A 21,510-nucleotide genomic window follows, 5' to 3' on the forward strand; every position below is an offset into this window, starting at 1 on the left:
AGCGTTGTGGTGGCAGGTCAGTCCCCCTGTTCCCTTCGGGTGCGCCTTGCCGGCGTGAAAACATGGCTGCGGCGCCTGCCCGCCGACGCCGGTAGCTCGTTGGGACGTTGAGCCCGTAGGTCAGTCTGGTGCCGGGGCCGCAGAGGGGCCACGCACTGTTGCCATCGAGCACGCCGGTCAGATTTTCGCTTCCCCCGCGGCCCCCTGAGCAGGCGTCGGCCCGTACGGATCGATACCAGGGAGTTGTGCATGGCGGACACCGACGACGGTGGCGTCGAGGAGATCGAGCAGGCCGAGGAGCTCGTGGCCCGTGTCGCGGCGATCGATATCGCAAAGGCGTCGGGCATGGTCTGTGTGCGGGTTCCGCATGAGGACAAGCCCGGCAAGCGCGTGCAGCGGGTCTTCAACACCGTCGCGACCAGCGGCGCGATTCTGGACCTGGCCGATCACCTGATCTGCCAGGGCGTCACCCGGGTGGTGATGGAGGCGACGTCGACCTACTGGAAGCCGTACTTCTTTCTGCTGGAGTCGCGTGGTCTGGAGTGCTGGCTGGTCAACGCCCGTGACGTCAAGAACGTCCCGGGCCGGCCCAAGACCGACCGCCTGGACGCGGTCTGGCTGGCCAAGCTCACCGAACGCGGCATGCTCCGGCCCTCGTTCGTACCCCCGAAGCCGGTCCGTGAACTGCGCGATCTGACCCGGGCCCGGGCCGTCATGACCCATGAGCGCACCCGCCACAAGCAGCGCACCGAGAAACTCCTCGAGGACGCCCAGATCAAGCTGTCCACCGTGATCGCCGACATCTTCGGCGTCTCCGGCCGGTCGATGCTGGAGGCACTGATCGCGGGCGAACGCAGCCCCAAGGCGTTGGCGGACCTGGCCCACGGCACCATCAAGGCCAGCCACGCCACCCTCGCCGAATCGCTGACCGGCCGGTTCGAAGAACATCACGCCTTCATGTGCCGGATGCTGCTGGACACCATCGACTACCTCACCGTGCAGATCGACAGGCTCACCGCCCGCATCACCCTGCGTCTGGCCGAGCTGTCCACCACCGAGGACGACGAAGGACCCGGACAGGGCACCCTGATGCCGATCACCGACACCGAGCGCCTCGACGAGATCCCCGGCGTCGGCCCCAGCACCGCGCAGGTCATCCTCGCCGAGACCGGCCTGGACATGACCGTCTTCCCCACCGCCGGCCATCTCGTGTCCTGGGCGAAACTCTCCCCACGCACCCTCCAGTCCGGAAACAAGAACACCTCCGGACCCACCGGCAAGGGCAATCCCTGGCTCCGCGGCGCCCTCGGCGAAGCAGCGATCTCCGCCGCACGGACCGACACCTTCCTCGGCGCCCGCTACCGCAGGATCGTCAAACGCCGCGGCCATATGAAAGCCCTGGTCGCCGTCGCCCGCTCCATCCTGGTCGCCGTCTGGCACCTCATGAACGACCCGACCGCCCGTTACCGAGACCTCGGCCCCGACTTCCACACCCGCAACCTCGACCCGGGCCGCAAGAGCCGCGACCTCGTCCGCCAGCTCAAGGCCCTCGGCCACGACGTCACCCTCACCCCGGCAGCCACCTGACATCCCACAACCCCACCACCCCACACCAGCCCCCGACCGTCACCACCGAGGGGCTATCTCGCCATCCCCACCTGACCGTTGAGTTTTCCGGTCAGCGACTAGACGTTGAAGCGGAACTCCACCACGTCGCCGTCCTGCATGACGTAGTCCTTGCCCTCCATGCGGGCCTTGCCCTTGGCGCGGGCCTCGGTGACCGAGCCCGTGTCGACGAGGTCCTCGAAGGAGATGACCTCCGCCTTGATGAAGCCCTTCTGGAAGTCGGTGTGGATGACTCCGGCGGCCTCGGGGGCGGTGGCGCCCTTCTTGATGGTCCAGGCGCGGGATTCCTTGGGGCCGGCCGTCAGATAGGTCTGCAGGCCGAGGGTGTCGAAGCCGACGCGGGCGAGGGTGGCGAGGCCTGGCTCCTCGGCGCCCACCGACTCCAGGAGCTCCATGGCGTCCTCCTCGTCGAGCTCGGCGAGGTCCGCCTCCAGCTTGGCGTTGAGGAAGATCGCCTCGGCGGGGGCGACCAGGGTGCGCTGCTCGGCCTTGAAGTCCTCGTCGACCAGCTCGTCCTCGTCCACGTTGAAGACGTAGAGGAACGGCTTGGTGGTCAGGAGGTGGAGGTCGTGCAGGAGCTCCTCGTTGCCGGAGCCCTGGACGATGCCCTGCGAGAAGAGTGTGTCGCCCTTCTCCAGGATCTCCTTCGCCGCCTCGACCGCCGCGACCTTGGGAGCGATGTCCTTCTTGATGCGCGACTCCTTCTGGAGGCGCGGCAGGACCTTCTCGATGGTCTGGAGGTCCGCGAGGATCAGCTCGGTGTTGATCGTCTCGATGTCGTCCTTGGGCGAGACCTTGCCGTCGACGTGCACGACGTTCTCGTCCTTGAAGGCACGGATGACCTGGCAGATCGCGTCCGACTCGCGGATGTTCGCGAGGAACTTGTTGCCCAGGCCCTCGCCCTCGGATGCGCCCTTCACGATGCCCGCGATGTCGACGAAGTCGACGGTCGCCGGGAGGATCTTCTGGGAGGAGAAGATCTCGGCCAGCTTCGTCAGACGCGCGTCGGGGACGCCGACCACGCCGACGTTCGGCTCGATCGTCGCGAACGGGTAGTTGGCCGCGAGCACGTCGTTCTTGGTCAGGGCGTTGAACAGGGTCGACTTGCCGACATTGGGCAGACCGACGATTCCGATCGTGAGCGACACGTTGCGACTTCCCGTACGTGAGGGTGGGCGACAGGCCCGCGAAGGTGCGCGGGCCGATCCACCAGTCTACGGGGTGCCAGACCCCTTACCGGCGACCTGTCGAACGCATGGCCAAGGTCGGCCCATCGGCGTGTCTGAGGGGCTATTCCACACATAAACCGACCTAAGTTGGTCCAGTGGAGCAACACAGGACGCGTCCCCCTCAGTACAGACCGCGACGCGGCGCACCTCTTCCCGCCCAGACCGGGCGCGCCGCCGCCGACGGCGTACGCAGGGGTACACCCCCCGCGCGACGGCCCGCGCCCGTGCCCAGGCCCGCTCCGCCGCGACGGCGGATGCCGAACCCCCGGCTCACCGGGCTCGGCGGCGGACTGTTCTGCGGGGCCACGATGTTCGCGCTCGCCTGTCTCGACCAGCTGCTGTTCGGGGCGTCGCTGGTGGTCTACGGGATGTTGTTCCTGCCCGTGTGCGCGCTGACCGCGCTGTGGGTGCGACGGGGGGACCTCGTCACCGCGCCCATCATCGTGCCCATCGCCTTCGCGTTCGGGCTGCTGCCCGTCGCCGACGGGGGCGGCGGGATGGGGGGCGAGCTGATGGGGCTGGTCACCGCGCTGGCGACCCAGGCGGGATGGCTGTACGGGGGGACGCTGGTCGCCGGCGTCATCACCACCGTACGGAAGGTCCGCCTGATGCGCCGCAGGGCCGCCCAGCGCAGGGCGGCCCAGGCGGCCCGTCCGGAGATCCAGCCGCGCCGCCGTCCGGCCTGACGGACAGCGGCGGCCAGACGGACACCGACGGGCCGGCGGACGCGGGCACACCGGCGCCGGGCTCCCGGGCCCGCCCTGCGCGCTCCGGAAGGCCTACGCGGACTTCGCCGCCCGCATCGCCGCTCCCACGATCCCCGCGTTGTTCTGCAACTGCGCCGGGACGATCTCCGCCTTGATGCCCTCGATCAGCGGCAGGAACCTGTCGGCCTTGCGGCTGACGCCGCCGCCGATGATGAAGAGCTCGGGAGAGAAGAGCATTTCGACGTGGGCGAGGTACTTCGTGACCCGGCGCGCCCATTGCTCCCAGGTCAGCTCGTTGTCTTCCTTGGCCTTGGTGGAGGCGCGCTTCTCCGCGTCGTGGCCGTTCAGCTCGAGGTGTCCCAGCTCCGTGTTCGAAACCAGCTCGCCGTCGATGAAGAGCGCGCTGCCGATGCCCGTGCCGAAGGTGAGCATGAGGACCGTGCCCTGGCGGTCGCGCCCGGCGCCGAACTCCATCTCGGCGACGCCCGCCGCGTCCGCGTCGTTCAGCACCGTCACCGGGAGACCGCCCAGCCGGTCGCCCAGCAGGACGCGGGCGTCGGTGTCGATCCACGCCTTGTCGACGTTGGCAGCCGTACGAATGGTGGCGCCGCCGGTGACCACGCCGGGGAAGGTGATGCCGACGGGTCCCGTCCAGCCGAAGTGACCGACGACCTCCTTCACGCCGTCGGCCACCGCGTCGGGGGTCGCCGGATGCGGAGTGAGCACTTTGTAGCGCTCCTCCGCCAGTTCGCCGCGGTCCAGGTCCACAGGGGCGCCCTTGATCCCGGATCCGCCGATGTCCACGCCGAAGATCTGCATGGCCCTACGCTACGTCGTACGACTGACAGTTACTTCTCGGAGGGGGCCGAAGCACCGGCCGCGGTGCGCTGCTCCACCAGCGCCGCCGCCTCCGCGCGCAGATCGCGGCGCAGCTCCTTGGGCAGCGAGAAGGTGATGGACTCCTCGGCCGCCTTGACGATCTCGACGTCCTCGAAGCCACGGGCGGAGAGCCACTCCAGGACCTGCTCGACCAGGATCTCCGGGACGGAGGCACCCGAGGTGACACCGACCGTCGTCACACCCTCCAGCCAGCCCTCCTCGATCTCGTCGGCGAAGTCCACGAGGTGGGCCGCCCGCGCTCCCGCGAGCTTGGCGACCTCGACGAGACGTACGGAGTTGGAGGAGTTGCGCGAGCCGACCACGATGACCAGGTCCGCCTCCTCGCCCATCTGCTTCACGGCCAGCTGACGGTTCTGCGTGGCGTAGCAGATGTCGTCGCTGGGCGGGGAGATGAGCTGCGGGAACTTCTCCTTCAGCGCGTCGACCGTCTCCATCGTCTCGTCGACCGACAGCGTGGTCTGGGAGAGCCAGACGACCTTGGACGGGTCGCGGACCTCGACCTTGGCGACGTCCCCGGGGCCGTCCACGAGGGTGATGTGGTCGGGCGCCTCGCCGGAGGTGCCGATGACCTCCTCGTGGCCCTCGTGCCCGATCAACAGGATGTCGAAGTCCTCGTTCGCGAACCGGACGGCTTCCTTGTGGACCTTGGTGACCAGCGGGCAGGTCGCGTCGATGGTGGCGAGCTTGCCGGCCGCGGCCTCGTCGTGGACGACCGGGGCGACGCCGTGCGCCGAGAACATGACGATGGACCCCTCGGGGACCTCGGCCGTCCGCTCGACGAAGATCGCGCCCTTCTTCTCCAGGGTCTGCACGACGTACTTGTTGTGGACGATCTCGTGGCGGACATAGATCGGGGCCCCGTACTGCTCGAGGGCCTTCTCGACGGCGATCACGGCGCGGTCCACGCCCGCGCAGTAGCCACGGGGGGCGGCGAGCAGGACACGGCGGCCAGGCGAAGCAGTCATGGCACCCATCGTAAGGCCGCGCCCGGCGGGTCGAAGATCGCCTCCTCGGGGCGGCTGACGGCCGGCTGGGCGGGGTGCCCGGACGCGCCCCCGGAAAGGCACGATGTCCGGCACGCGGACCACCGCCGCAGCCGCCGACGAGACCGGCGCTCCGCGCCAGGAAACGGGTACGCGCCCCGTGTCAGTGGGGGCCGTTACCCTCGGGCGCATGGCTCTCAACACGTCCGCGGACGCCCCCCTGCCCGTCGGCGAGGTGTCGCGGCTCATCGGAGGGTGGATCGACCGGCTCGGCGCGGTGTGGGTCGAGGGGCAGATCACCCAGTTGTCGCGGCGCCCCGGCGCGGGCGTCGTCTTTCTGACGCTGCGCGACCCGTCGTACGACATCTCGGTGAGCGTCACCTGCTTCCGGCAGGTGTTCGAGGCGGTGGCGGACGTGGTGAGCGAGGGCGCCCGCGTCGTCGTGCTGGCGAAGCCGGAGTGGTACGCGCCGCGCGGGCAGCTGTCGCTGCGGGCCACGGAGATCAAGCCGGTGGGGGTGGGAGAACTTCTCGCGCGCCTTGAGCAGTTGAAGAAGTCCCTGGCGAGCGAGGGGCTGTTCGCGCCCGAGCGCAAGAAGGCACTGCCGTTCCTGCCGCAGCTCATCGGGCTGGTGTGCGGGCGCGCGTCCGCGGCCGAGCGGGACGTGCTGGAGAACGCGCGGCACCGCTGGCCGGCCGTCCGCTTCGAGGTGCGCAACGTCCCCGTGCAGGGGGTGCACGCGGTGCCGCAGGTCGTGCAGGCCGTGAAGGAGCTGGACGCGCTCGACGCCGTGGACGTGATCGTCGTGGCGCGCGGCGGCGGCAGCGTGGAGGACCTGCTGCCGTTCTCGGACGAGCAGCTCGTACGGGCGGTCGCGGCCTGTCGTACGCCGGTCGTGTCGGCCATCGGGCACGAGCCCGACCATCCGTTGCTGGACTTCGTGGCCGACCTGCGCGCGTCCACGCCGACGGACGCGGCCAAGAAGGTCGTGCCGGACGTCGGGGAGGAGTACGAGCGGGTGCGGTTGCTGCGGGACCGGGCGCGGCGCAGCGTGCGGTCCTTCATCGAGCGGGAGGAGCGTGGGCTCGCGCACGCGCTGGCCCGGCCCTCGATCGAGGATCCGCACCGGATGGTCGACGAGCGCGCCGATCAGGTCGCCGCGCTGCTGGACCGCGGGCGGCGCACGCTCGGGCATCTGCTCGACCGCGCCGACTCGGAGCTGACGCACACCCACGCGCGTGTGGTGGCCCTCTCCCCCGCCGCGACCCTCCAGCGGGGGTACGCGGTGCTGCAGAAGGCCGACGGTCATGTGGTCCGGGACGCGGGCGAGGTGGCGGAGGGCGAGGCGCTGCGGGCGCGGGTCGCCGAGGGTGAATTCACGGTACGAGTCGATGCATAGGGTGGGCGCATGACCAGCAAGGTGGACGAGGCGCTCGGGTACGAGCAGGCGCGGGACGAGCTGATCGAGGTCGTACGCCGACTGGAGGCGGGCGGCACGACGCTCGAGGAGTCCCTGGCGCTCTGGGAACGGGGCGAGGAGCTGGCGAAGGTCTGCCGCCGCTGGCTGGAGGGCGCACGGGCCCGCCTGGACGCGGCGCTGGCCGAGGAGGAGCCGGACAGCGGCGACGGAGACGAGGGCCGCGACTCCGAGTGACGGTCGCCCCCTTCCGGGACCGGTGACGCCTCGGCTCCGGCCGACCGCGCCCACACCCGGCTCACGCCCCGCCCCGGTGGTATCCCGAGCGACACCCGGCCGCCGTCCCGCTCGGTGACGGCGGCCTCGTCGCTCTCCTGGAGCCCCGGCACCCTGGAACGTCCTCGTCGCAACGGCCTCGCCGCCGCCTGATCGCGCGCTCTGCCGGCTCCCATTGCCCACAGGCATCGCGATCCCACCAGCCTCATCCCCTGTGAAGCGGATCACCCTGCCCCAGTTTTGGTTGAACCTTAAACCTCCTCCCCGTAGTGTCGGCATCGCCAACCGATCCCCCCGGATCCACCGCACATCCCGAGAAGGTTTCTGATGTCTCTCGTTCTTGACCCCGCCGCCCAGGACCTGCTGTTCCGCGAGGCCCGCACCGCCAACACGTTCACCGACGAGCCGGTGACCGACGAGCAGGTGCAGGCGATCTACGACCTGGTCAAGTACGGACCGACCGCCTTCAACCAGTCGCCGCTGCGCATCACCCTGGTCCGCTCCGCCGAGGCCCGCGAGCGCCTCGTGAAGCACATGTCCGAGGGCAACCAGCCCAAGACCGCCACCGCCCCGCTGGTCGCGATCCTCTCCGCGGACAACGAGTTCCACGAGGAGCTCCCCACCCTGTTCCCGCACTTCCCGCAGGCCAAGGACCTCTTCTTCGCCGAGCGTCCGGCCCGTGAGGGTGCCGCCTCGCTGAACGCCGCCCTCCAGGCCGCCTACTTCATCATCGGCATCCGCGCCGCCGGCCTCGCCGCCGGCCCGATGACCGGCCTCGACTTCGCGGGCGTCCAGAAGGAGTTCCTGGACGACGACCACACCCCGCTGATGGTCATCAACATCGGCAAGCCGGGCGAGGACGCCTGGTTCCCGCGCTCCCCGCGCCTGGACTTCGACCAGGTCATCACGACCGTCTGAGCCCCCGCGTACGCCCCGGCGCGTAGACACGAGAAGGGCCCCCGGCAATGGCGCCGGGGGCCCTTCTCATGCTCCTACGCACTACGACTCACGCTCATACGCACTACGACGTCCATGCGCGCTACGACGTCTTCAGCGCCTCCGCCATCTTCGCCAGCTGCCCGAACGACCCCGTCCCGGTCACCACCGTGGTCGCCCCCTTGGCCTTGAGCACGAGGGCGTCGTACTTGTCCCCCTCGTACCGCTGCCACGTCGCGGCACCGATCCGCTGGGTGGCCTTCGTCTCCTTGGCGCCCTGGCTGGCCGAGTCGATGAAGACGGCGGCGGGCTGAGTGGACTGCTCGACCGCCACGTACTGACCTTCGGGGTCCTGGAAGCCCAGATGCCAGGCATCGAACTGGGTGCCGTCGTACCGCACCGAGGTCGCCTTCCACGCCGCCGGCAGGCCCACGGGTGCCGCCACCGGATACGACGCCGCGCGGCGTGCCGTGAGCAGCTCGACGCGGTAGTCGACGCGCTTGAGAGGAGGCGCGGAGTCGTCGTGCGGGATGAAGATGTAGATCACGCCCGCCATGAGCCCGATCAGGCCCAGGGAGAGAAGCATGTCCCGGACGCTCTGCTTGCCTTTCGTACCTGCCACGCCCCCTATCGTCGCAGGTGCCCCGGCCTGCTCATCCGTGGGGCCCCCTGCTCATTTTGTCAGCCTGACGATAGAGTCGGGGCACACCCTCATCCGGCCGTCGTCGTATCAGAAAGGTGCGCTCCGATGACCGAGCATCATCTGCCGTCCGAACTCGAGGTGCCTTCCGAGGCCCCCGACCGAAATCTCGCCCTGGAACTCGTCAGGGTCACCGAGGCCGCCGCGATGGCCGCGGGCCGCTGGGTCGGCCGCGGCGACAAGAACGGCGCCGACGGCGCCGCCGTCCGCGCCATGCGCAACCTCGTCTCCACCGTCTCGATGAACGGCGTCGTCGTCATCGGTGAAGGTGAGAAGGACGAGGCCCCGATGCTCTTCAACGGGGAGCGCATCGGTGACGGAACCGGTCCCGAGTGCGACATCGCCGTCGACCCGATCGACGGGACCACGCTGACCGCCAAGGGCATGAGCAACGCGATCGCGGTGCTGGCCGCCGCCGACCGCGGCACCATGTTCGACCCGTCCGCGGTCTTCTACATGGACAAGCTGGTGACCGGGCCGGAGGCCGCCGACTTCGTCGACATCAACGCGCCCGTCTCGGTCAACATCCGTCGGGTCGCCAAGGCCAAGAAGTCCTCGCCCGAGGACGTCACCGTCGTCATCCTCGACCGGCCGCGCCACGAGGGGATCATCAAGGAGATCCGCGAGACGGGCGCCCGGATCAAGCTGATCTCCGACGGCGATGTCGCGGGCTCGATCCTCGCGCTGCGCGACGGAACCGGCATCGACCTGCTCCTCGGCGTCGGCGGGACGCCCGAGGGCATCATCTCCGCCTGCGCCGTGAAGTGCCTGGGCGGCACCATCCAGGGCAAGCTGTGGCCCAAGGACGACGACGAGCGGCAGCGCGCCGTGGACGCCGGGCACGATCTCGACCGTGTGCTGCTCACCGACGACCTGGTCTCCGGCGAGAACGTCTTCTTCGTCGCCACCGGGATCACGGACGGGGAGCTGCTGCGCGGGGTGCGGTACCGGGCGGAGACCGCGACCACCGAGTCGATCGTGATGCGGTCCAAGTCGGGCACGGTGCGGCAGATTCGGTCCGAGCACCGGCTGAGCAAGCTGCGGGCGTACAGCGCGATCGACTTCGACCGAGCCAAGTAACTCCCGCAGGGGCAGCCGGGAAATGCCGGTTGTGGGGCACTGCGGGTCCGTTGTGGCTGGTCGCGCAGTTCCCCGCGCCCCTTTGGGGGCGCATGCCCTACGGGGCGCGTGAAGAAGCGTGTACGGCGAAGGGGCCGCCCCTGTGCGGGGGGATGGCCCCTTCGGTGTGCGCGTGGGTCAGCCCGCCGCGGCTATCGTGCCGCGGGCGGCCTTCTTGAGTTCGAGGTCACGGCGACGGCGGCGGGCGAGCACCACGCGGCGCTCGGCGGCGGTCAGGCCTCCCCACACTCCGTACGGCTCGGGTTGCAGCAGCGCGTGTTCGCGGCACTCGACCATCACCGGACAGCGGGCGCAGACGCGCTTCGCCGCCTCCTCGCGGGACAACCGGGCTGCCGTGGGCTCCTTGGAGGGTGCGAAGAACAGGCCGGCCTCGTCCCGGCGGCACACCGCCTCCGTGTGCCATGGAGCTTCCTGATCCCTGTCCCGCACTGGCGCCCGCTGGGCCGGAACGGCAGCTACCTGCAGGGACTGATGCGGCGGTTGCAGCACGGTCTACTCCTGACGACGGCTTCGCGGGCGTGCCGGGCACCGCGGGAAGTCCCACAGCGCCCTCCAAGAGGCGATGCAGCAAGCCCTACCCGCTGTGCGCGCGCCTATGCACTGAGTTCCCGAGAGCGGAGCCGGTCGTTCAAAACGGGGCGCGGGCGGCTGGACCAATACGCCCCGCGCGCCGTCGCGTTCACAGGCGTCAACGGTCCAGGTGTTTGCGCAAAGTCCTGTCCACCCGGTCCATCGTGCGGTCGAGGATGTCGGCGACCAGCTTGCCGCGCTTGGGGCGCGCCTCGATGTTCCCCAGGACCGCGAGGCCTTCGACGTAGACCACGGGGGCGTCGGGGTCACCCGCGTCCATCGTGTGCGTCTCGAAGTTGCCGAGGACTCCGCCGCCGCTGCCACGCAGCGAGACGTTCTCCGGGACCTTGATCTCGACGTTGCCGAACACCGATATCGCCTTGATCACGACCTGCTGGTACTCGAAGATCGCCTCGCTGAGGTCGATGTCGACGGTGCCGAAGACGGCGTACGCGTGGATGCGGCGTCCGGCGCGCCAGCGGCCCTTGCGCATGGCGGCGCTGAACACCGCCACCACGTTCTCGTCGGCCTCCGCCGGGACAGCGCCCGGCTGGGGACGGTTGGGCACCGACGCGTACGCGTCGGCCGCGCGGCTCGCGCGCGCGGCGGGCAGGTCGCGCACGAACTGGTCCAGCTCGCCCACCGTCTTCGCGGCCAGCACCCCCTCGACCCGCTCGGCGTGCTCGTCGGCGGTGAGGCGCCCCTCGGCGAGGGCATCGCGCAGAATGTCGGCGATCCGGTCACGGTCGGCGTCGGAGGCCCGGAGTTCGGCGTCGGAGGCCCGGGTTTCGGTGCGCTTCTGAAGGTCCACGACAGCAGGGTACCCAAACGCGATAGATCGCGACTACCCCTTCTCGCGACCTGTGGAAAACCAGCCCTTCACACCAACTGAGCCTTACCTCACAGACTCACCGTCGGCGCCAGGTTTTAGGCTGGTTCACGCCGCCAATGGAGGCACGCCGCTTTCTGTCGAGTGAGGAATGGGCCGTAGATGCCTGAGTTCGCGTACACCGATCTGCTCCCCCAGGGAGAGGACACCACCCCGTACCGGCTGGTGACCTCCGAGGGTGTTTCCACGTTCGAGGCCGACGGGCGCACGTTCCTCAAGGTCGAGCCGGAGGCGCTGCGCAAGCTCGCCGCGGAGGCCATCCACGACATCCAGCACTATCTGCGGCCCGCGCACCTGGCGCAGCTTCGGCGCATCATCGACGACCCCGAGGCGTCCGGCAACGACAAGTTCGTCGCTCTGGACCTGCTGAAGAACGCGAACATCGCGGCCGCCGGCGTACTGCCCATGTGCCAGGACACCGGCACCGCGATCGTCATGGGCAAGCGCGGACAGAACGTGCTCACCGAGGGCGGCGACGAAGAGGCCCTCTCGCACGGCATCTACGACGCCTACACCAAGCTGAACCTGCGCTACTCGCAGATGGCTCCGCTCACCATGTGGGAGGAGAAGAACACCGGGTCCAACCTTCCGGCACAGGTCGAGCTGTACGCGACCGACGGCGGCGCCTACAAGTTCCTGTTCATGGCCAAGGGCGGCGGTTCCGCGAACAAGAGCTTCCTGTACCAGGAGACGAAGGCCGTTCTGAACGAGGCCTCCATGATGAAGTTCCTGGAGGAGAAGATCCGTTCGCTGGGCACGGCCGCCTGCCCGCCGTACCACCTGGCGATCGTCGTCGGCGGCACGAGCGCCGAGTACGCCCTGAAGACCGCCAAGTACGCCTCCGCGCACTACCTGGACGAGATCCCGGCCGAGGGCTCGGAGCTCGGACACGGCTTCCGGGACAAGGACCTGGAGCAGAAGGTCTTCGAGCTGACGCAGAAGATCGGCATCGGCGCGCAGTTCGGCGGCAAGTACTTCTGCCACGACGTGCGCGTGGTGCGCCTGCCGCGGCACGGCGCGTCCTGTCCCGTCGCGATCGCGGTGTCCTGCTCCGCCGACCGTCAGGCCGTCGCGAAGATCACCGCCGAGGGCGTGTTCCTGGAGCAGCTGGAGACCGACCCCGCGCGCTTCCTGCCGGAGACCACGGACGAGCACCTGGAGTCCGCCGGGGACGACGTCGTCAGGATCGACCTGAACCAGCCGATGGACGACATCCTCGCCGAGCTGACGAAGTACCCGGTCAAGACCCGGCTCTCGCTGTCCGGTCCGCTCGTCGTGGCGCGCGACATCGCGCACGCCAAGATCAAGGAGCGGCTGGACGCGGGCGAGGAGATGCCGCAGTACCTGAAGGACCACCCGGTGTACTACGCCGGTCCGGCCAAGACCCCCGAGGGGTACGCGTCGGGTTCGTTCGGTCCCACCACCGCCGGCCGCATGGACTCCTACGTGGAGCAGTTCCAGGCCGCGGGCGGCTCCAAGGTGATGCTCGCGAAGGGCAACCGGTCCGCGCAGGTGACCAACGCCTGTGACGCGCACGGCGGCTTCTACCTCGGCTCCATCGGCGGGCCCGCCGCGCGGCTCGCCCAGGACTGCATCAAGAAGGTCGAGGTCGTCGAGTACGAGGAGCTCGGCATGGAGGCCGTCTGGAGGATCGAGGTCGAGGACTTCCCGGCGTTCATCGTCGTCGACGACAAGGGCAACGACTTCTTCAAGGACCCGGCGCCCGCCCCGACGTTCACGTCGATCCCGGTGCGGGGGCCTGGGCTGGCATAGCGTCCCGGGACGCCGGAGGCAGTTGTTCCCTGCCCGGACGCGTCCCGCCACGCCCCTATGCTGTCCCACTTCGTCCCAGGAACGGGTGGGACAGCATTTTTGCGAGCTTTGCCGGAAACCCTCGGTGATGACCGGATCACAGCCTGTGGTCCGCAGGTCATCTCGGAGGGAAATCCCATGATTGGTCGCACTTTGCGCAACGGCCTGGTGGCCGCGATCGCGGCTGCCGCCGTCTTCCCGGTGACAGCCGTCGCCTCCGCCGCCCCGGCCGCCGCGCACGTTCCCGGCACCGTGCTCTCGTCGGCCGCGTCGTCGAGCTGGTACCCGACGTCCCCGCAGTTCTCGATCCCCGGCCTCCCCGGCTCCCAGCGCGCCTCGCACACCATGCCGCTGGCCGCGAGGCACCACCCCCATCACCACGTGATCACCCACGCGTGGCGCCACTTCACCCGGCACCACTACACCCGGCACGTCCAGGGCCGGGTGACGACCCACCACATGCGTCTGCGCGTGCGGTCCGGACCGGGCACCGGCTACCGGATCGTCGGCTCACGGCCGGCCGGCCGCGCGGTGACCCTGGTCTGCAAGAAGCGCGGTTCCTACGTCATGGGCAACCCGCGCTGGTACAAGCTCGCCCACGGCCGGGGCTATGTCTCCGCCCACTACGTCCGCAACAGCCACGCCGTCCGCTGGTGCTGACGACCACCCCGCCGCTCGCCCCCTGAGGTCCGGTGCCGGCCGGCGGGGCGAGGTCCGCCCCGCCGGCCGGTAGGAAAAATCGATCAGCCGACGACCCCACTCCCCTGACGAAACAGCAGGTCAACTCCCCTTCATATTCGGTTCGCATTCGGGCGATCGGGGTGTGACCGGGCGCCGCACGAGGGAACACATCAGGGCGGTCACCCCGGCAGGGGGAGGGAGCGAGAGGAAGAGCCACGTGAGGGTCAAGAGACAGCCGCTGCCCGACTCGCTGGACGAGACACGAAGCATCAATACAGATCGTACTAACACAGAACATATCTGCACTGAACATATCAACACAGAACGCATCGACACGGAGAACTTCGACGAGGAGCAGCTGCTGATGGAGCGGCTGCGGAGCCTCAAGCAGCGGACGGGACTGAGTCTGGCCGCGCTGGCCTCCGTCACCCCGTACAGCAAGTCGACCTGGCACCGCTACCTGAACGGTGATCAGTTTCCGCCGCGCTCGGCGGTCGAGTCGCTCGGCCGCCTGGCGGACACCGACCCGGGTCCCCTTCTCTCCCTGTGGGACGCCGCGTCCCGGGCCCAGTCCAGGGCAGCGACCCTGGCGCTGGGCGCCCCGGGCCCACAGGCCACGGTTCCGGACGCGCCGGTTCGGGGCCGGCGCGTCCGGGGGCCCAACCGGGCCGTCGTCGCCCTCGCGGCGATGGCGGCCACGGTGGTGGTCACCGCGGGCGCCGCCGACGTCCTCGACCCCGACCAGCCCGTGGCCCCCGCGGGCGCCGTCTGTCGCGGCCACGGCTGCCAGGGGCAGTTCCCGACCTCGGAGACCTGCGGCCGTGACGCGCGTACGGAGAGCACCGTCGCGCGCGCCGGGCAGGTCGTGCTGCTGCGTTTCTCCCCCTCGTGCGCGACGGTCTGGTCCGAGGTCCGCACCAAGACCGGCGGGGCGCGGGAGATCTCGATCAGATCGGACCAGGACGAGCTGTCGGCCGCCTACCCGGGTGATCCCTCGGACGGCTACAGCAGCCCGATGCTGGCCGCGTCGAGCCCGTACGGGGCGGAGGCCTGCGCCAAGGTCGGCGGAACGTCGGCGTGCACCGGCCCGCTCGGTGGCGCACGGAGCTGACCGCCCGGGGAAACGGGTGCCGCCTGGCCGGGGAAACGGGTGCCGCCTGGCCGGGAACACGGGGCACGTCCGCGATGCTGTCCCCAATGGAGGTGATCGTCGATGGCCGACGAACAGGCAGCCCCGTACCGGATCGAGCACGACTCCATGGGTGAGGTCAGGGTGCCCGCGGACGCGAAGTGGCGGGCCCAGACCCAGCGGGCCGTGGAGAACTTCCCCATCTCGGGGCAGCGTCTGGAGCGCGCGCACATCGAGGCGCTGGCTCTGATCAAGGGCGCGGCCGCCAAGGTCAACGCGAAGCTGGGGGTGGTCGACAAGGACGTGGCCGAGGCCGTTCAGGAGGCGGCCGCCGAGGTCGCCGAGGGGCGCTGGGACGCGCACTTCCCGGTGGACGTCTTCCAGACGGGTTCCGGTACGTCCTCCAACATGAACACGAACGAGGTCATCGCCACGCTCGCGACCGAGCGGCTCGGCAGGGACGTACACCCCAATGACCATGTGAACGCCTCGCAGTCGTCGAACGACGTGTTCCCGTCCTCGATCCACATCGCCGCGACCGCCGCCGTGACCAGGGATCTCGTTCCGGCCCTGGAACACCTCGCCGCCGCCCTGGAGCGGAAGGCGGAGGAGTTCGCGGATGTCGTGAAGTCGGGGCGTACGCATCTCATGGACGCCACGCCCGTGACGCTCGGACAGGAGTTCGGGGGGTATGCGGCGCAGGTGCGGTACGGCGTCGAGCGCCTCCGGGCCGCGCTGCCCCGGCTCGCCGAACTGCCGCTGGGCGGTACCGCCGTGGGCACCGGGATCAACACACCGCCCGGGTTCTCGGCCGCCGTCATCGCGGAGGTGGCACGGGCCACCGGGCTGCCGCTCACCGAGGCCCGTGACCACTTCGAGGCGCAGGGCGCACGGGACGGGATCGTCGAGACGAGCGGGCAGCTTCGGACCATCGCGGTCGGGCTGACGAAGATCGCCAACGATCTGCGGTGGATGGCGTCCGGGCCGCGCACCGGGCTGGCCGAGATCAGCCTGCCCGATCTCCAGCCCGGTTCCTCGATCATGCCCGGCAAGGTGAATCCGGTCATCCCCGAGGCGGTGCTGATGGTCGCGGCCCAGGTGATGGGCAACGACGCGACGGTCGCCGTCGCCGGGGCCGCCGGCAACTTCGAGCTGAACGTCATGCTTCCGGTCATCGCGAAGAACGTCCTGGAGTCCGTCCGGCTGCTCACCAACGTCTCGCGCCTGCTCGCCGACCGCACCGTCGACGGGATCGTCGCCCACCGCGAACGAGCCCGCGAGTACGCCGAGTCCTCGCCGTCGGTCGTGACACCGCTCAACAAGTACATCGGCTACGAGGAGGCCGCCAAGGTGGCCAAGAAGGCACTGGCGGAACGCCGCACGATCCGCCAGGTCGTCCTGGAATCCGGGTACGTGGAGCGTGGTGACCTCACCCTGGAGCAGCTGGACGAGGCGCTCGATGTCCTGAGGATGACGCATCCGTAAACGGCGTCCACTCCCCGTATGACCTTGGAAGCCATTGGATGACGCCTCCGTTACGTCATTCGCTCCTTGGCGCGAACCGTGACGCGCACCGCAGCGTCGTATGCCTGGGGCACCTAATATCTGGTCATGGCAGAGGGTGGAGCGGTGAGGCGAGTGGCGGCGGGCGGGTCGACGGTGTACTGGGCCCCCGGGAGTCACATCCTGTGGCGATACCGGGAGAACGCCGGTGAGCGCCTCCACATCTGCCGCCCCGTGACCGTCGTACGCGACGACGAGGAACTGCTCGCGGTGTGGATGGCGCCCGGCACGGAGTGTGTGAAGCCCGTGCTCGCCGACGGCACACCGGTGCACGGAGAACCGCTGGAGTCCCGCTACACAAAGGCGCGAACGGTGCAGCGGGACCGCTGGTTCGGCACCGGAGTGCTGAAGCTGGCGCGGCCCGGCGAGCCCTGGTCGGTGTGGCTGTTCTGGGAGCCGGGCTGGCGGTTCAAGAACTGGTACGTGAACCTGGAGGCTCCGCGCGCCCGTTGGGAGGGCGGGGTCGACTCCGAGGACCACTTCCTGGACATCTCCGTGCACCCGGACCGCAGTTGGCGCTGGCTCGACGAAGACGAGTTCGCACAGGCGCAACGGGCCGGATTGATGGATACTCAACTGGCCGCACAGGTAAGAGAGGCAGGGCACTGCGCGGTGGAGGTGATCCGTGCCTGGGGTGCTCCGTTCTCGGACGGCTGGCAGCACTGGCGTCCGGATCCGGCCTGGCCGGTTCCTTCCCTGCCGGATGACTGGGACCGTACGCCCGCGCACGTGTCCTCGTGAGACCCTTGCTGCGCCCCCGTGGTACAACCGTAGGATCGTCCTCCGCATCAAATAATCAAGGCCGGTGCACAGCATCGTCATTGAGGGCGGTGGCCGGGAGGCGGGTGGGAGCACAGCAGCAACTCCCGCAGTATGCGCTGAGCTTGACCATACGTCACCGAGGGGCGGCAGGAAGTGAGCGAGGGGTACGAGGGCCACAGCGGTACGGTCGGCGGACGGCCCGCCGGGCCGCACAGGGCGTTCGGCCCGACGACGGTGTTCACGTCGGCGACGGGCAGGCCCCGTCCTGACGACGCGCAGATTCCGTTCCCGGGACACACATTCCGGGTATCGGGGCTGCGGGACGAACTGCACGCACGGCGCGCAGCCCCGGACGGATGGATTCGACACGCGTGACGGAGCACCCCACCTCGCACGAGCGCCGCCAGAGCGGCGCCGGCCGGCCCTCCACCCCTGCGGACCCCCGCGGGGCGCTCCTGCATACCCCGGAGCCGCTGCGCGCGCCCGGCGCATTACCCGCGCAACCCGCCCGCACCGGCGACGCCTCCACCGGTTCCGCTCCGAGCACGCCCCGCGGCCAGCACGGATCGTCCGGCACCCAGGCCTCGGCGAGCACCGACACGCCGTCGCCCTCCGGCACCGGCGCATCCACGCCGCCACCCGCCGCCCCCGGGCCCGAGCACTCCCAGCCCTCGGCCAGCGAGCCCGACGCGCACCGCCCGCGCCCGGCTCCCGAAGGCATCCCGGCCCAGCCGGGCGCGGAGGCGGACCGGCCGTCCGGGAACTCCGCGGGCACGGACCGGCGCACCGGGCAGGGGCTGCCGCACGCCGGCCCCATGCCGATGCGGCGTGACGGGGACCGGCTGCGCTTCGTGGGCGCGGCGACCCGGCGGATCGCCCGCGGCATCGACCTGGACGAGATCGTCATGGGTCTGTGCCGGGCCACCGTGCCGACCTTCTCGGACGCGATCCTCGTCTATCTGCGCGACCCGCTGCCGGTCGGCGACGAGCGGCCCACCGGGCCTCTCGTGCTGCGCCTGCGGCGCACCGACCGGATCCCCGAGGAGCGGGACACCGAGAACGGCTTCATGCCCGCGCTGCGGCCGGAGCCGAACGAGCTGTCGGCGATGACGGCCGAGCTGTGCGAGGTGCGCCCCGGCGGCGCCCTCGCCGAGGTGCTGCGCGGCGTGCGCCCGGTCTTCGCGGACGCGCCCGCCGCCCGGGCCGCGCTGCCCGAGCTGATCGGCGACGAGCTGATCGTGCCCACCGGCCAGCGCGCGATCCTCGCCCCGCTGCGCGGGCGGCGCCGGGTGATCGGCGCGGCGCTCTTCGTGCGCCGCCCCGAGCGGATGGCGTTCGAGACCGACGATCTGCTGGTCGCGGCCCAGCTCGCCACGCACAGCGCGCTCGGTATCGACAAGGCGGTGCTGTACGGCCGCGAGGCCTATATCGCCGACGAGCTGCAGCGCACCATGCTGCCCGAGACGCTGCCGCGCCCCACCGGCGTACGGCTGGCCTCGCGCTATCTGCCGGCCGCGGAGACCGCGCGGGTCGGCGGCGACTGGTACGACGCGATCCCGCTGCCCGGCAGCCGTGTCGCCCTCGTCGTCGGTGACGTCATGGGCCACTCGATGACCTCGGCCGCGATCATGGGCCAGCTGCGCACCACCGCGCAGACCCTCGCCGGGCTCGACCTGCCCCCGCAGGAGGTGCTGCACCACCTGGACGAGCAGGCCCAGCGGCTGGGCACCGACCGCATGGCGACCTGTCTGTACGCCGTCTACGACCCGGTCGCGCACCGGATCACCATCGCCAACGCGGGCCATCCGCCGCCGGTGCTGCTGCACCTGGGCGGCCGGGCCGAGGTGCTGCGGGTGCCGCCGGGCGCCCCCATCGGCGTAGGGGGAGTGGATTTCGAGGCGGTCGAGCTGGACGCGCCCGCCGGGGCGACGCTCCTGCTGTACACGGACGGGCTGGTCGAGTCGCGGCTCAGGGACGTGTGGACGGGCATAGAGCAGCTGCGCGAGAAGCTCGCCGCCACCGCACAGCTCACCGGCCCGGACCATCCGCCGCCGCTGGAAGCGCTCTGCGACGAGGTGCTCGACATGCTCGGTCCGGGCGACCGGGACGACGACATCGCGCTGCTCGCCGCCCGCTTCGACGGGATCGCGCCGAGCGATGTGGCGTACTGGTTCCTCGAGCCGGAGGACGCGGCTCCGGGGCGGGCCCGGCGCCTGGCCCGCCGGGCGCTGTCCCGCTGGGGTATGGAGGACATGAGCGACTCCGTGGAGCTGCTGGTCAGCGAGGTCGTCACCAACGCCGTGCGCTATGCGTCACGCCCGGTGACGCTGCGGCTGCTGCGTACGGACGTGCTGCGCTGCGAGGTCGGCGACGACGTGCCTCAGCTGCCCAGGCTGCGGCAGGCGCGCGCCACGGACGAGGGCGGGCGTGGCCTCTACCTGGTCAACAAACTGGCCAGACGGTGGGGCGCCACGCGGCTGAGCACCGGAAAGGTGGTCTGGTTCGAGTTGAACCGGGGCTGAATGGGCCGGGGGCCGAGGGGGTACGCGATCCACCTCGCCCCACGGCAGCCCGGTTGCCGACATCCCGTCGGCGGAGTTGACTGCTGAGGTGAGCGAAGCGACCAAACCACCCTTTTTCGTGACGGGAGGACGCTCGTGACGCAGACACCTCAGAAGGCTCCGTACACCACGAACAACGTCGGCGTTCCGGTGGAGAGCGACGAACACTCGCTGACCGTCGGCCGCGACGGCCCGATCCTGCTCCAGGACCACTACCTGATCGAGAAGATGGCCCAGTTCAACCGGGAGCGGGTCCCCGAGCGTGTGGTGCACGCCAAGGGCAGTGGCGCGTACGGATTCTTCGAAGTAACGAATGACGTCAGCCAGTTCACCAAGGCCGACCTTTTCCAGCCGGGCAAACGCACCGAGATGCTGGCCCGTTTCTCCACCGTGGCCGGCGAACAGGGTTCGCCCGACACCTGGCGCGACCCGCGCGGCTTCGCGCTCAAGTTCTACACCGAGCAGGGCAACTACGACCTGGTGGGCAACAACACACCGATCTTCTTCGTCCGTGACACGATCAAGTTCCAGGACTTCATCCGCGCGCAGAAGCGCCGCCCCGACAACGGGCTGCGCGACAACGACATGCAGTGGGACTTCTGGACGCTCTCGCCCGAGTCGGCGCACCAGGTGACCTATCTGATGGGCGACCGGGGCATCCCGAAGACCTACCGCAACATGAACGGCTACGGCTCCCACACCTACATGTGGATCAACGGCGCCGGTGAGCGGTTCTGGGTGAAGTACCACTTCAAGACCGACCAGGGCATCGACTTCCTCACCCAGGCGGAGGCCGACGAGCTGGCCGGTACAGACCCGGATCTGCACCGCATGGACCTCTACAAGGCGATCGACTCCGGGAACGCGCCGACCTGGAGCCTGAAGGTCCAGATCATGCCGTTCGAGGACGCCGCGGACTACCGCTTCAACCCCTTCGACCTGACCAAGGTCTGGCCGCACGGGGACTATCCGCTGATCGACGTAGGCCGGATGACCCTCGACAGGAACCCCGAGGACTACTTCATCCACATCGAGCAGGCCGCCTTCGAACCGTCCAACCTGGTCCCGGGCATCGGCCCGTCACCGGACAAGATGCTGCTCGGCCGGCTGTTCTCCTACCCGGACACACACCGGTACCGGATCGGCCCGAACTACGCCCAGCTGCCGCCGAACCGGCCGCACGCCCCGATGAACTCGTACGCCAAGGACGGCCCGATGCGCTACGAGCCGTCGCAGGCGGCCCGCCCGTACGCGCCCAACTCCTACGGCGGCCCGGCGGCCGACTTCTCGCGCTTCGGCGACCCGGCGAGCTGGGAGGCCACGGGCGAGCTGGTGCGCGAGGCCTACAAGCTGCACAGCGAGGACGACGACTGGGGCCAGCCGGGCACGATGGTCCGCCAGGTCCTCGACGACGCGGCCCGCGACCGCCTGGTCTCGAACGTCAGCGGCCATCTGAAGGCGGACGTCTCCCGCCCGGTCCTGGACCGCGCGCTGCAGTACTGGCGCAACATCGACAAGGAACTGGGCGACCGGATCGCCCACGACGTCAACGGAGGCTGAGCGCCGGGGCATTCAGCGCGTGGCGCCCGAGGTGGAATCGATCCGACTCCACCTCGGGCGCCACGCGCT

Annotated in this window: 19 protein-coding genes; 13 read left to right on the plus strand and 6 right to left on the minus strand. The window is 69.9% G+C overall.

Features of this window, described 5'->3' with window-relative positions; all coding sequences use genetic code 11:
- The first annotated feature begins 249 nt into the window (after positions 1–249).
- Complete coding sequence (locus OG568_RS19885) at positions 250–1,587, plus strand: IS110 family transposase (RefSeq protein ID WP_329532552.1); 1,338 nt, start codon at positions 250–252, stop codon at positions 1,585–1,587.
- A 98-nt stretch (positions 1,588–1,685) separates the two neighbouring features.
- On the opposite strand, the gene ychF is transcribed toward OG568_RS19885, so the two are convergent.
- On the minus strand, positions 1,686–2,774 hold the full coding sequence (ychF, locus tag OG568_RS19890; RefSeq protein ID WP_266436363.1) for a redox-regulated ATPase YchF: 1,089 nt from the start codon (positions 2,772–2,774) through the stop codon (positions 1,686–1,688).
- Between the two features lie 176 nt (positions 2,775–2,950).
- On the opposite strand from ychF, the gene OG568_RS19895 reads away from it, so the two are divergent.
- Positions 2,951–3,541 carry a DUF6542 domain-containing protein gene (locus tag OG568_RS19895; RefSeq protein WP_329532553.1) on the plus strand — a complete coding sequence of 197 codons (591 nt, stop codon included), beginning with the start codon at positions 2,951–2,953 and terminating at the stop codon, positions 3,539–3,541.
- Between the two features lie 93 nt (positions 3,542–3,634).
- On the opposite strand, the gene ppgK is transcribed toward OG568_RS19895, so the two are convergent.
- A complete protein-coding gene (gene ppgK / locus OG568_RS19900; protein ID WP_329532554.1) occupies positions 3,635–4,381 on the minus strand; it encodes a polyphosphate--glucose phosphotransferase in 747 nt (248 codons plus the stop codon).
- 29 nt (positions 4,382–4,410) lie between these two features.
- Positions 4,411–5,436: a 4-hydroxy-3-methylbut-2-enyl diphosphate reductase gene (locus OG568_RS19905; RefSeq protein WP_266436369.1), complete on the minus strand. Its 1,026-nt coding sequence runs from the start codon at positions 5,434–5,436 to the stop codon at positions 4,411–4,413.
- A 199-nt stretch (positions 5,437–5,635) separates the two neighbouring features.
- On the opposite strand from OG568_RS19905, the gene xseA reads away from it, so the two are divergent.
- The 3 genes from xseA to OG568_RS19920 all read left to right on the plus strand — a co-directional run bounded on the left by xseA (position 5,636) and on the right by OG568_RS19920 (position 8,056).
- Positions 5,636–6,844, plus strand: coding sequence for an exodeoxyribonuclease VII large subunit (gene xseA, locus OG568_RS19910; protein ID WP_266585428.1), 1,209 nt, complete (start codon positions 5,636–5,638; stop codon positions 6,842–6,844).
- Between the two features lie 9 nt (positions 6,845–6,853).
- Positions 6,854–7,099, plus strand: coding sequence for an exodeoxyribonuclease VII small subunit (locus tag OG568_RS19915; RefSeq protein WP_329532555.1), 246 nt, complete (start codon positions 6,854–6,856; stop codon positions 7,097–7,099).
- Positions 7,100–7,465: 366 nt separating this feature from the next.
- Positions 7,466–8,056 carry a malonic semialdehyde reductase gene (locus OG568_RS19920; RefSeq protein WP_329532556.1) on the plus strand — a complete coding sequence of 197 codons (591 nt, stop codon included), beginning with the start codon at positions 7,466–7,468 and terminating at the stop codon, positions 8,054–8,056.
- 121 nt (positions 8,057–8,177) lie between these two features.
- On the opposite strand, the gene OG568_RS19925 is transcribed toward OG568_RS19920, so the two are convergent.
- The gene (locus OG568_RS19925) at positions 8,178–8,696 is read right to left on the minus strand and encodes a DUF4245 domain-containing protein (RefSeq protein WP_329532557.1); all 519 of its coding nucleotides are present in this window, start codon (positions 8,694–8,696) and stop codon (positions 8,178–8,180) included.
- Positions 8,697–8,822: 126 nt separating this feature from the next.
- On the opposite strand from OG568_RS19925, the gene glpX reads away from it, so the two are divergent.
- The gene (glpX, locus tag OG568_RS19930) at positions 8,823–9,854 is read left to right on the plus strand and encodes a class II fructose-bisphosphatase (RefSeq protein WP_266436379.1); all 1,032 of its coding nucleotides are present in this window, start codon (positions 8,823–8,825) and stop codon (positions 9,852–9,854) included.
- 177 nt (positions 9,855–10,031) lie between these two features.
- Here glpX and OG568_RS19935 read toward each other — a convergent pair whose 3' ends face one another.
- Together OG568_RS19935 and OG568_RS19940 are read right to left on the minus strand one after the other, a co-directional pair.
- Positions 10,032–10,403: a WhiB family transcriptional regulator gene (locus OG568_RS19935; RefSeq protein WP_075028724.1), complete on the minus strand. Its 372-nt coding sequence runs from the start codon at positions 10,401–10,403 to the stop codon at positions 10,032–10,034.
- 199 nt (positions 10,404–10,602) lie between these two features.
- Entirely contained in the window at positions 10,603–11,295 is a 693-nt protein-coding gene (locus OG568_RS19940; RefSeq protein WP_329532558.1) for a DUF1707 SHOCT-like domain-containing protein, read from the minus strand.
- Between the two features lie 180 nt (positions 11,296–11,475).
- Between OG568_RS19940 and OG568_RS19945 the strand changes: the two genes are divergently transcribed.
- The 7 genes from OG568_RS19945 to OG568_RS19975 all read left to right on the plus strand — a co-directional run bounded on the left by OG568_RS19945 (position 11,476) and on the right by OG568_RS19975 (position 21,441).
- On the plus strand, positions 11,476–13,146 hold the full coding sequence (locus OG568_RS19945; protein ID WP_266585416.1) for a fumarate hydratase: 1,671 nt from the start codon (positions 11,476–11,478) through the stop codon (positions 13,144–13,146).
- Between the two features lie 177 nt (positions 13,147–13,323).
- Complete coding sequence (locus OG568_RS19950) at positions 13,324–13,845, plus strand: SH3 domain-containing protein (protein WP_329532559.1); 522 nt, start codon at positions 13,324–13,326, stop codon at positions 13,843–13,845.
- Positions 13,846–14,230: 385 nt separating this feature from the next.
- The gene (locus OG568_RS19955; RefSeq protein ID WP_329532560.1) at positions 14,231–14,977 is read left to right on the plus strand and encodes a helix-turn-helix domain-containing protein; all 747 of its coding nucleotides are present in this window, start codon (positions 14,231–14,233) and stop codon (positions 14,975–14,977) included.
- A gap of 102 nt (positions 14,978–15,079) precedes the next feature.
- Positions 15,080–16,480, plus strand: a complete 1,401-nt coding sequence (locus OG568_RS19960) for a class II fumarate hydratase (protein ID WP_266585410.1) — start codon at positions 15,080–15,082, stop codon at positions 16,478–16,480.
- A gap of 126 nt (positions 16,481–16,606) precedes the next feature.
- Entirely contained in the window at positions 16,607–17,299 is a 693-nt protein-coding gene (gene fomD, locus OG568_RS19965) for a cytidylyl-2-hydroxypropylphosphonate hydrolase (RefSeq protein WP_329532561.1), read from the plus strand.
- A 377-nt stretch (positions 17,300–17,676) separates the two neighbouring features.
- The gene (locus OG568_RS19970) at positions 17,677–19,842 is read left to right on the plus strand and encodes a SpoIIE family protein phosphatase (protein WP_329532562.1); all 2,166 of its coding nucleotides are present in this window, start codon (positions 17,677–17,679) and stop codon (positions 19,840–19,842) included.
- A gap of 135 nt (positions 19,843–19,977) precedes the next feature.
- Entirely contained in the window at positions 19,978–21,441 is a 1,464-nt protein-coding gene (locus OG568_RS19975; RefSeq protein ID WP_329532563.1) for a catalase, read from the plus strand.
- Positions 21,442–21,510 lie beyond the last annotated feature (69 nt).

The organism is Streptomyces sp. NBC_01450 (assembly GCF_036227505.1).
Taxonomy (GTDB): Bacteria; Actinomycetota; Actinomycetes; order Streptomycetales; family Streptomycetaceae; genus Streptomyces.

Coding starts and splice junctions, on each gene's coding strand:
- OG568_RS19885 (WP_329532552.1), top strand. CDS start 250: ATGGCGGACACCGACGACGGTGGCGTCGAGGAGATCGAGCAGGCCGAG.
- ppgK (WP_329532554.1), bottom strand. CDS start 4,381: ATGCAGATCTTCGGCGTGGACATCGGCGGATCCGGGATCAAGGGCGCC.
- OG568_RS19905 (WP_266436369.1), bottom strand. CDS start 5,436: ATGGGTGCCATGACTGCTTCGCCTGGCCGCCGTGTCCTGCTCGCCGCC.
- xseA (WP_266585428.1), top strand. CDS start 5,636: ATGGCTCTCAACACGTCCGCGGACGCCCCCCTGCCCGTCGGCGAGGTG.
- OG568_RS19915 (WP_329532555.1), top strand. CDS start 6,854: ATGACCAGCAAGGTGGACGAGGCGCTCGGGTACGAGCAGGCGCGGGAC.
- OG568_RS19920 (WP_329532556.1), top strand. CDS start 7,466: ATGTCTCTCGTTCTTGACCCCGCCGCCCAGGACCTGCTGTTCCGCGAG.
- glpX (WP_266436379.1), top strand. CDS start 8,823: ATGACCGAGCATCATCTGCCGTCCGAACTCGAGGTGCCTTCCGAGGCC.
- OG568_RS19945 (WP_266585416.1), top strand. CDS start 11,476: ATGCCTGAGTTCGCGTACACCGATCTGCTCCCCCAGGGAGAGGACACC.
- OG568_RS19950 (WP_329532559.1), top strand. CDS start 13,324: ATGATTGGTCGCACTTTGCGCAACGGCCTGGTGGCCGCGATCGCGGCT.
- OG568_RS19955 (WP_329532560.1), top strand. CDS start 14,231: ATGGAGCGGCTGCGGAGCCTCAAGCAGCGGACGGGACTGAGTCTGGCC.
- OG568_RS19960 (WP_266585410.1), top strand. CDS start 15,080: ATGGCCGACGAACAGGCAGCCCCGTACCGGATCGAGCACGACTCCATG.
- fomD (WP_329532561.1), top strand. CDS start 16,607: ATGGCAGAGGGTGGAGCGGTGAGGCGAGTGGCGGCGGGCGGGTCGACG.
- OG568_RS19970 (WP_329532562.1), top strand. CDS start 17,677: ATGGATTCGACACGCGTGACGGAGCACCCCACCTCGCACGAGCGCCGC.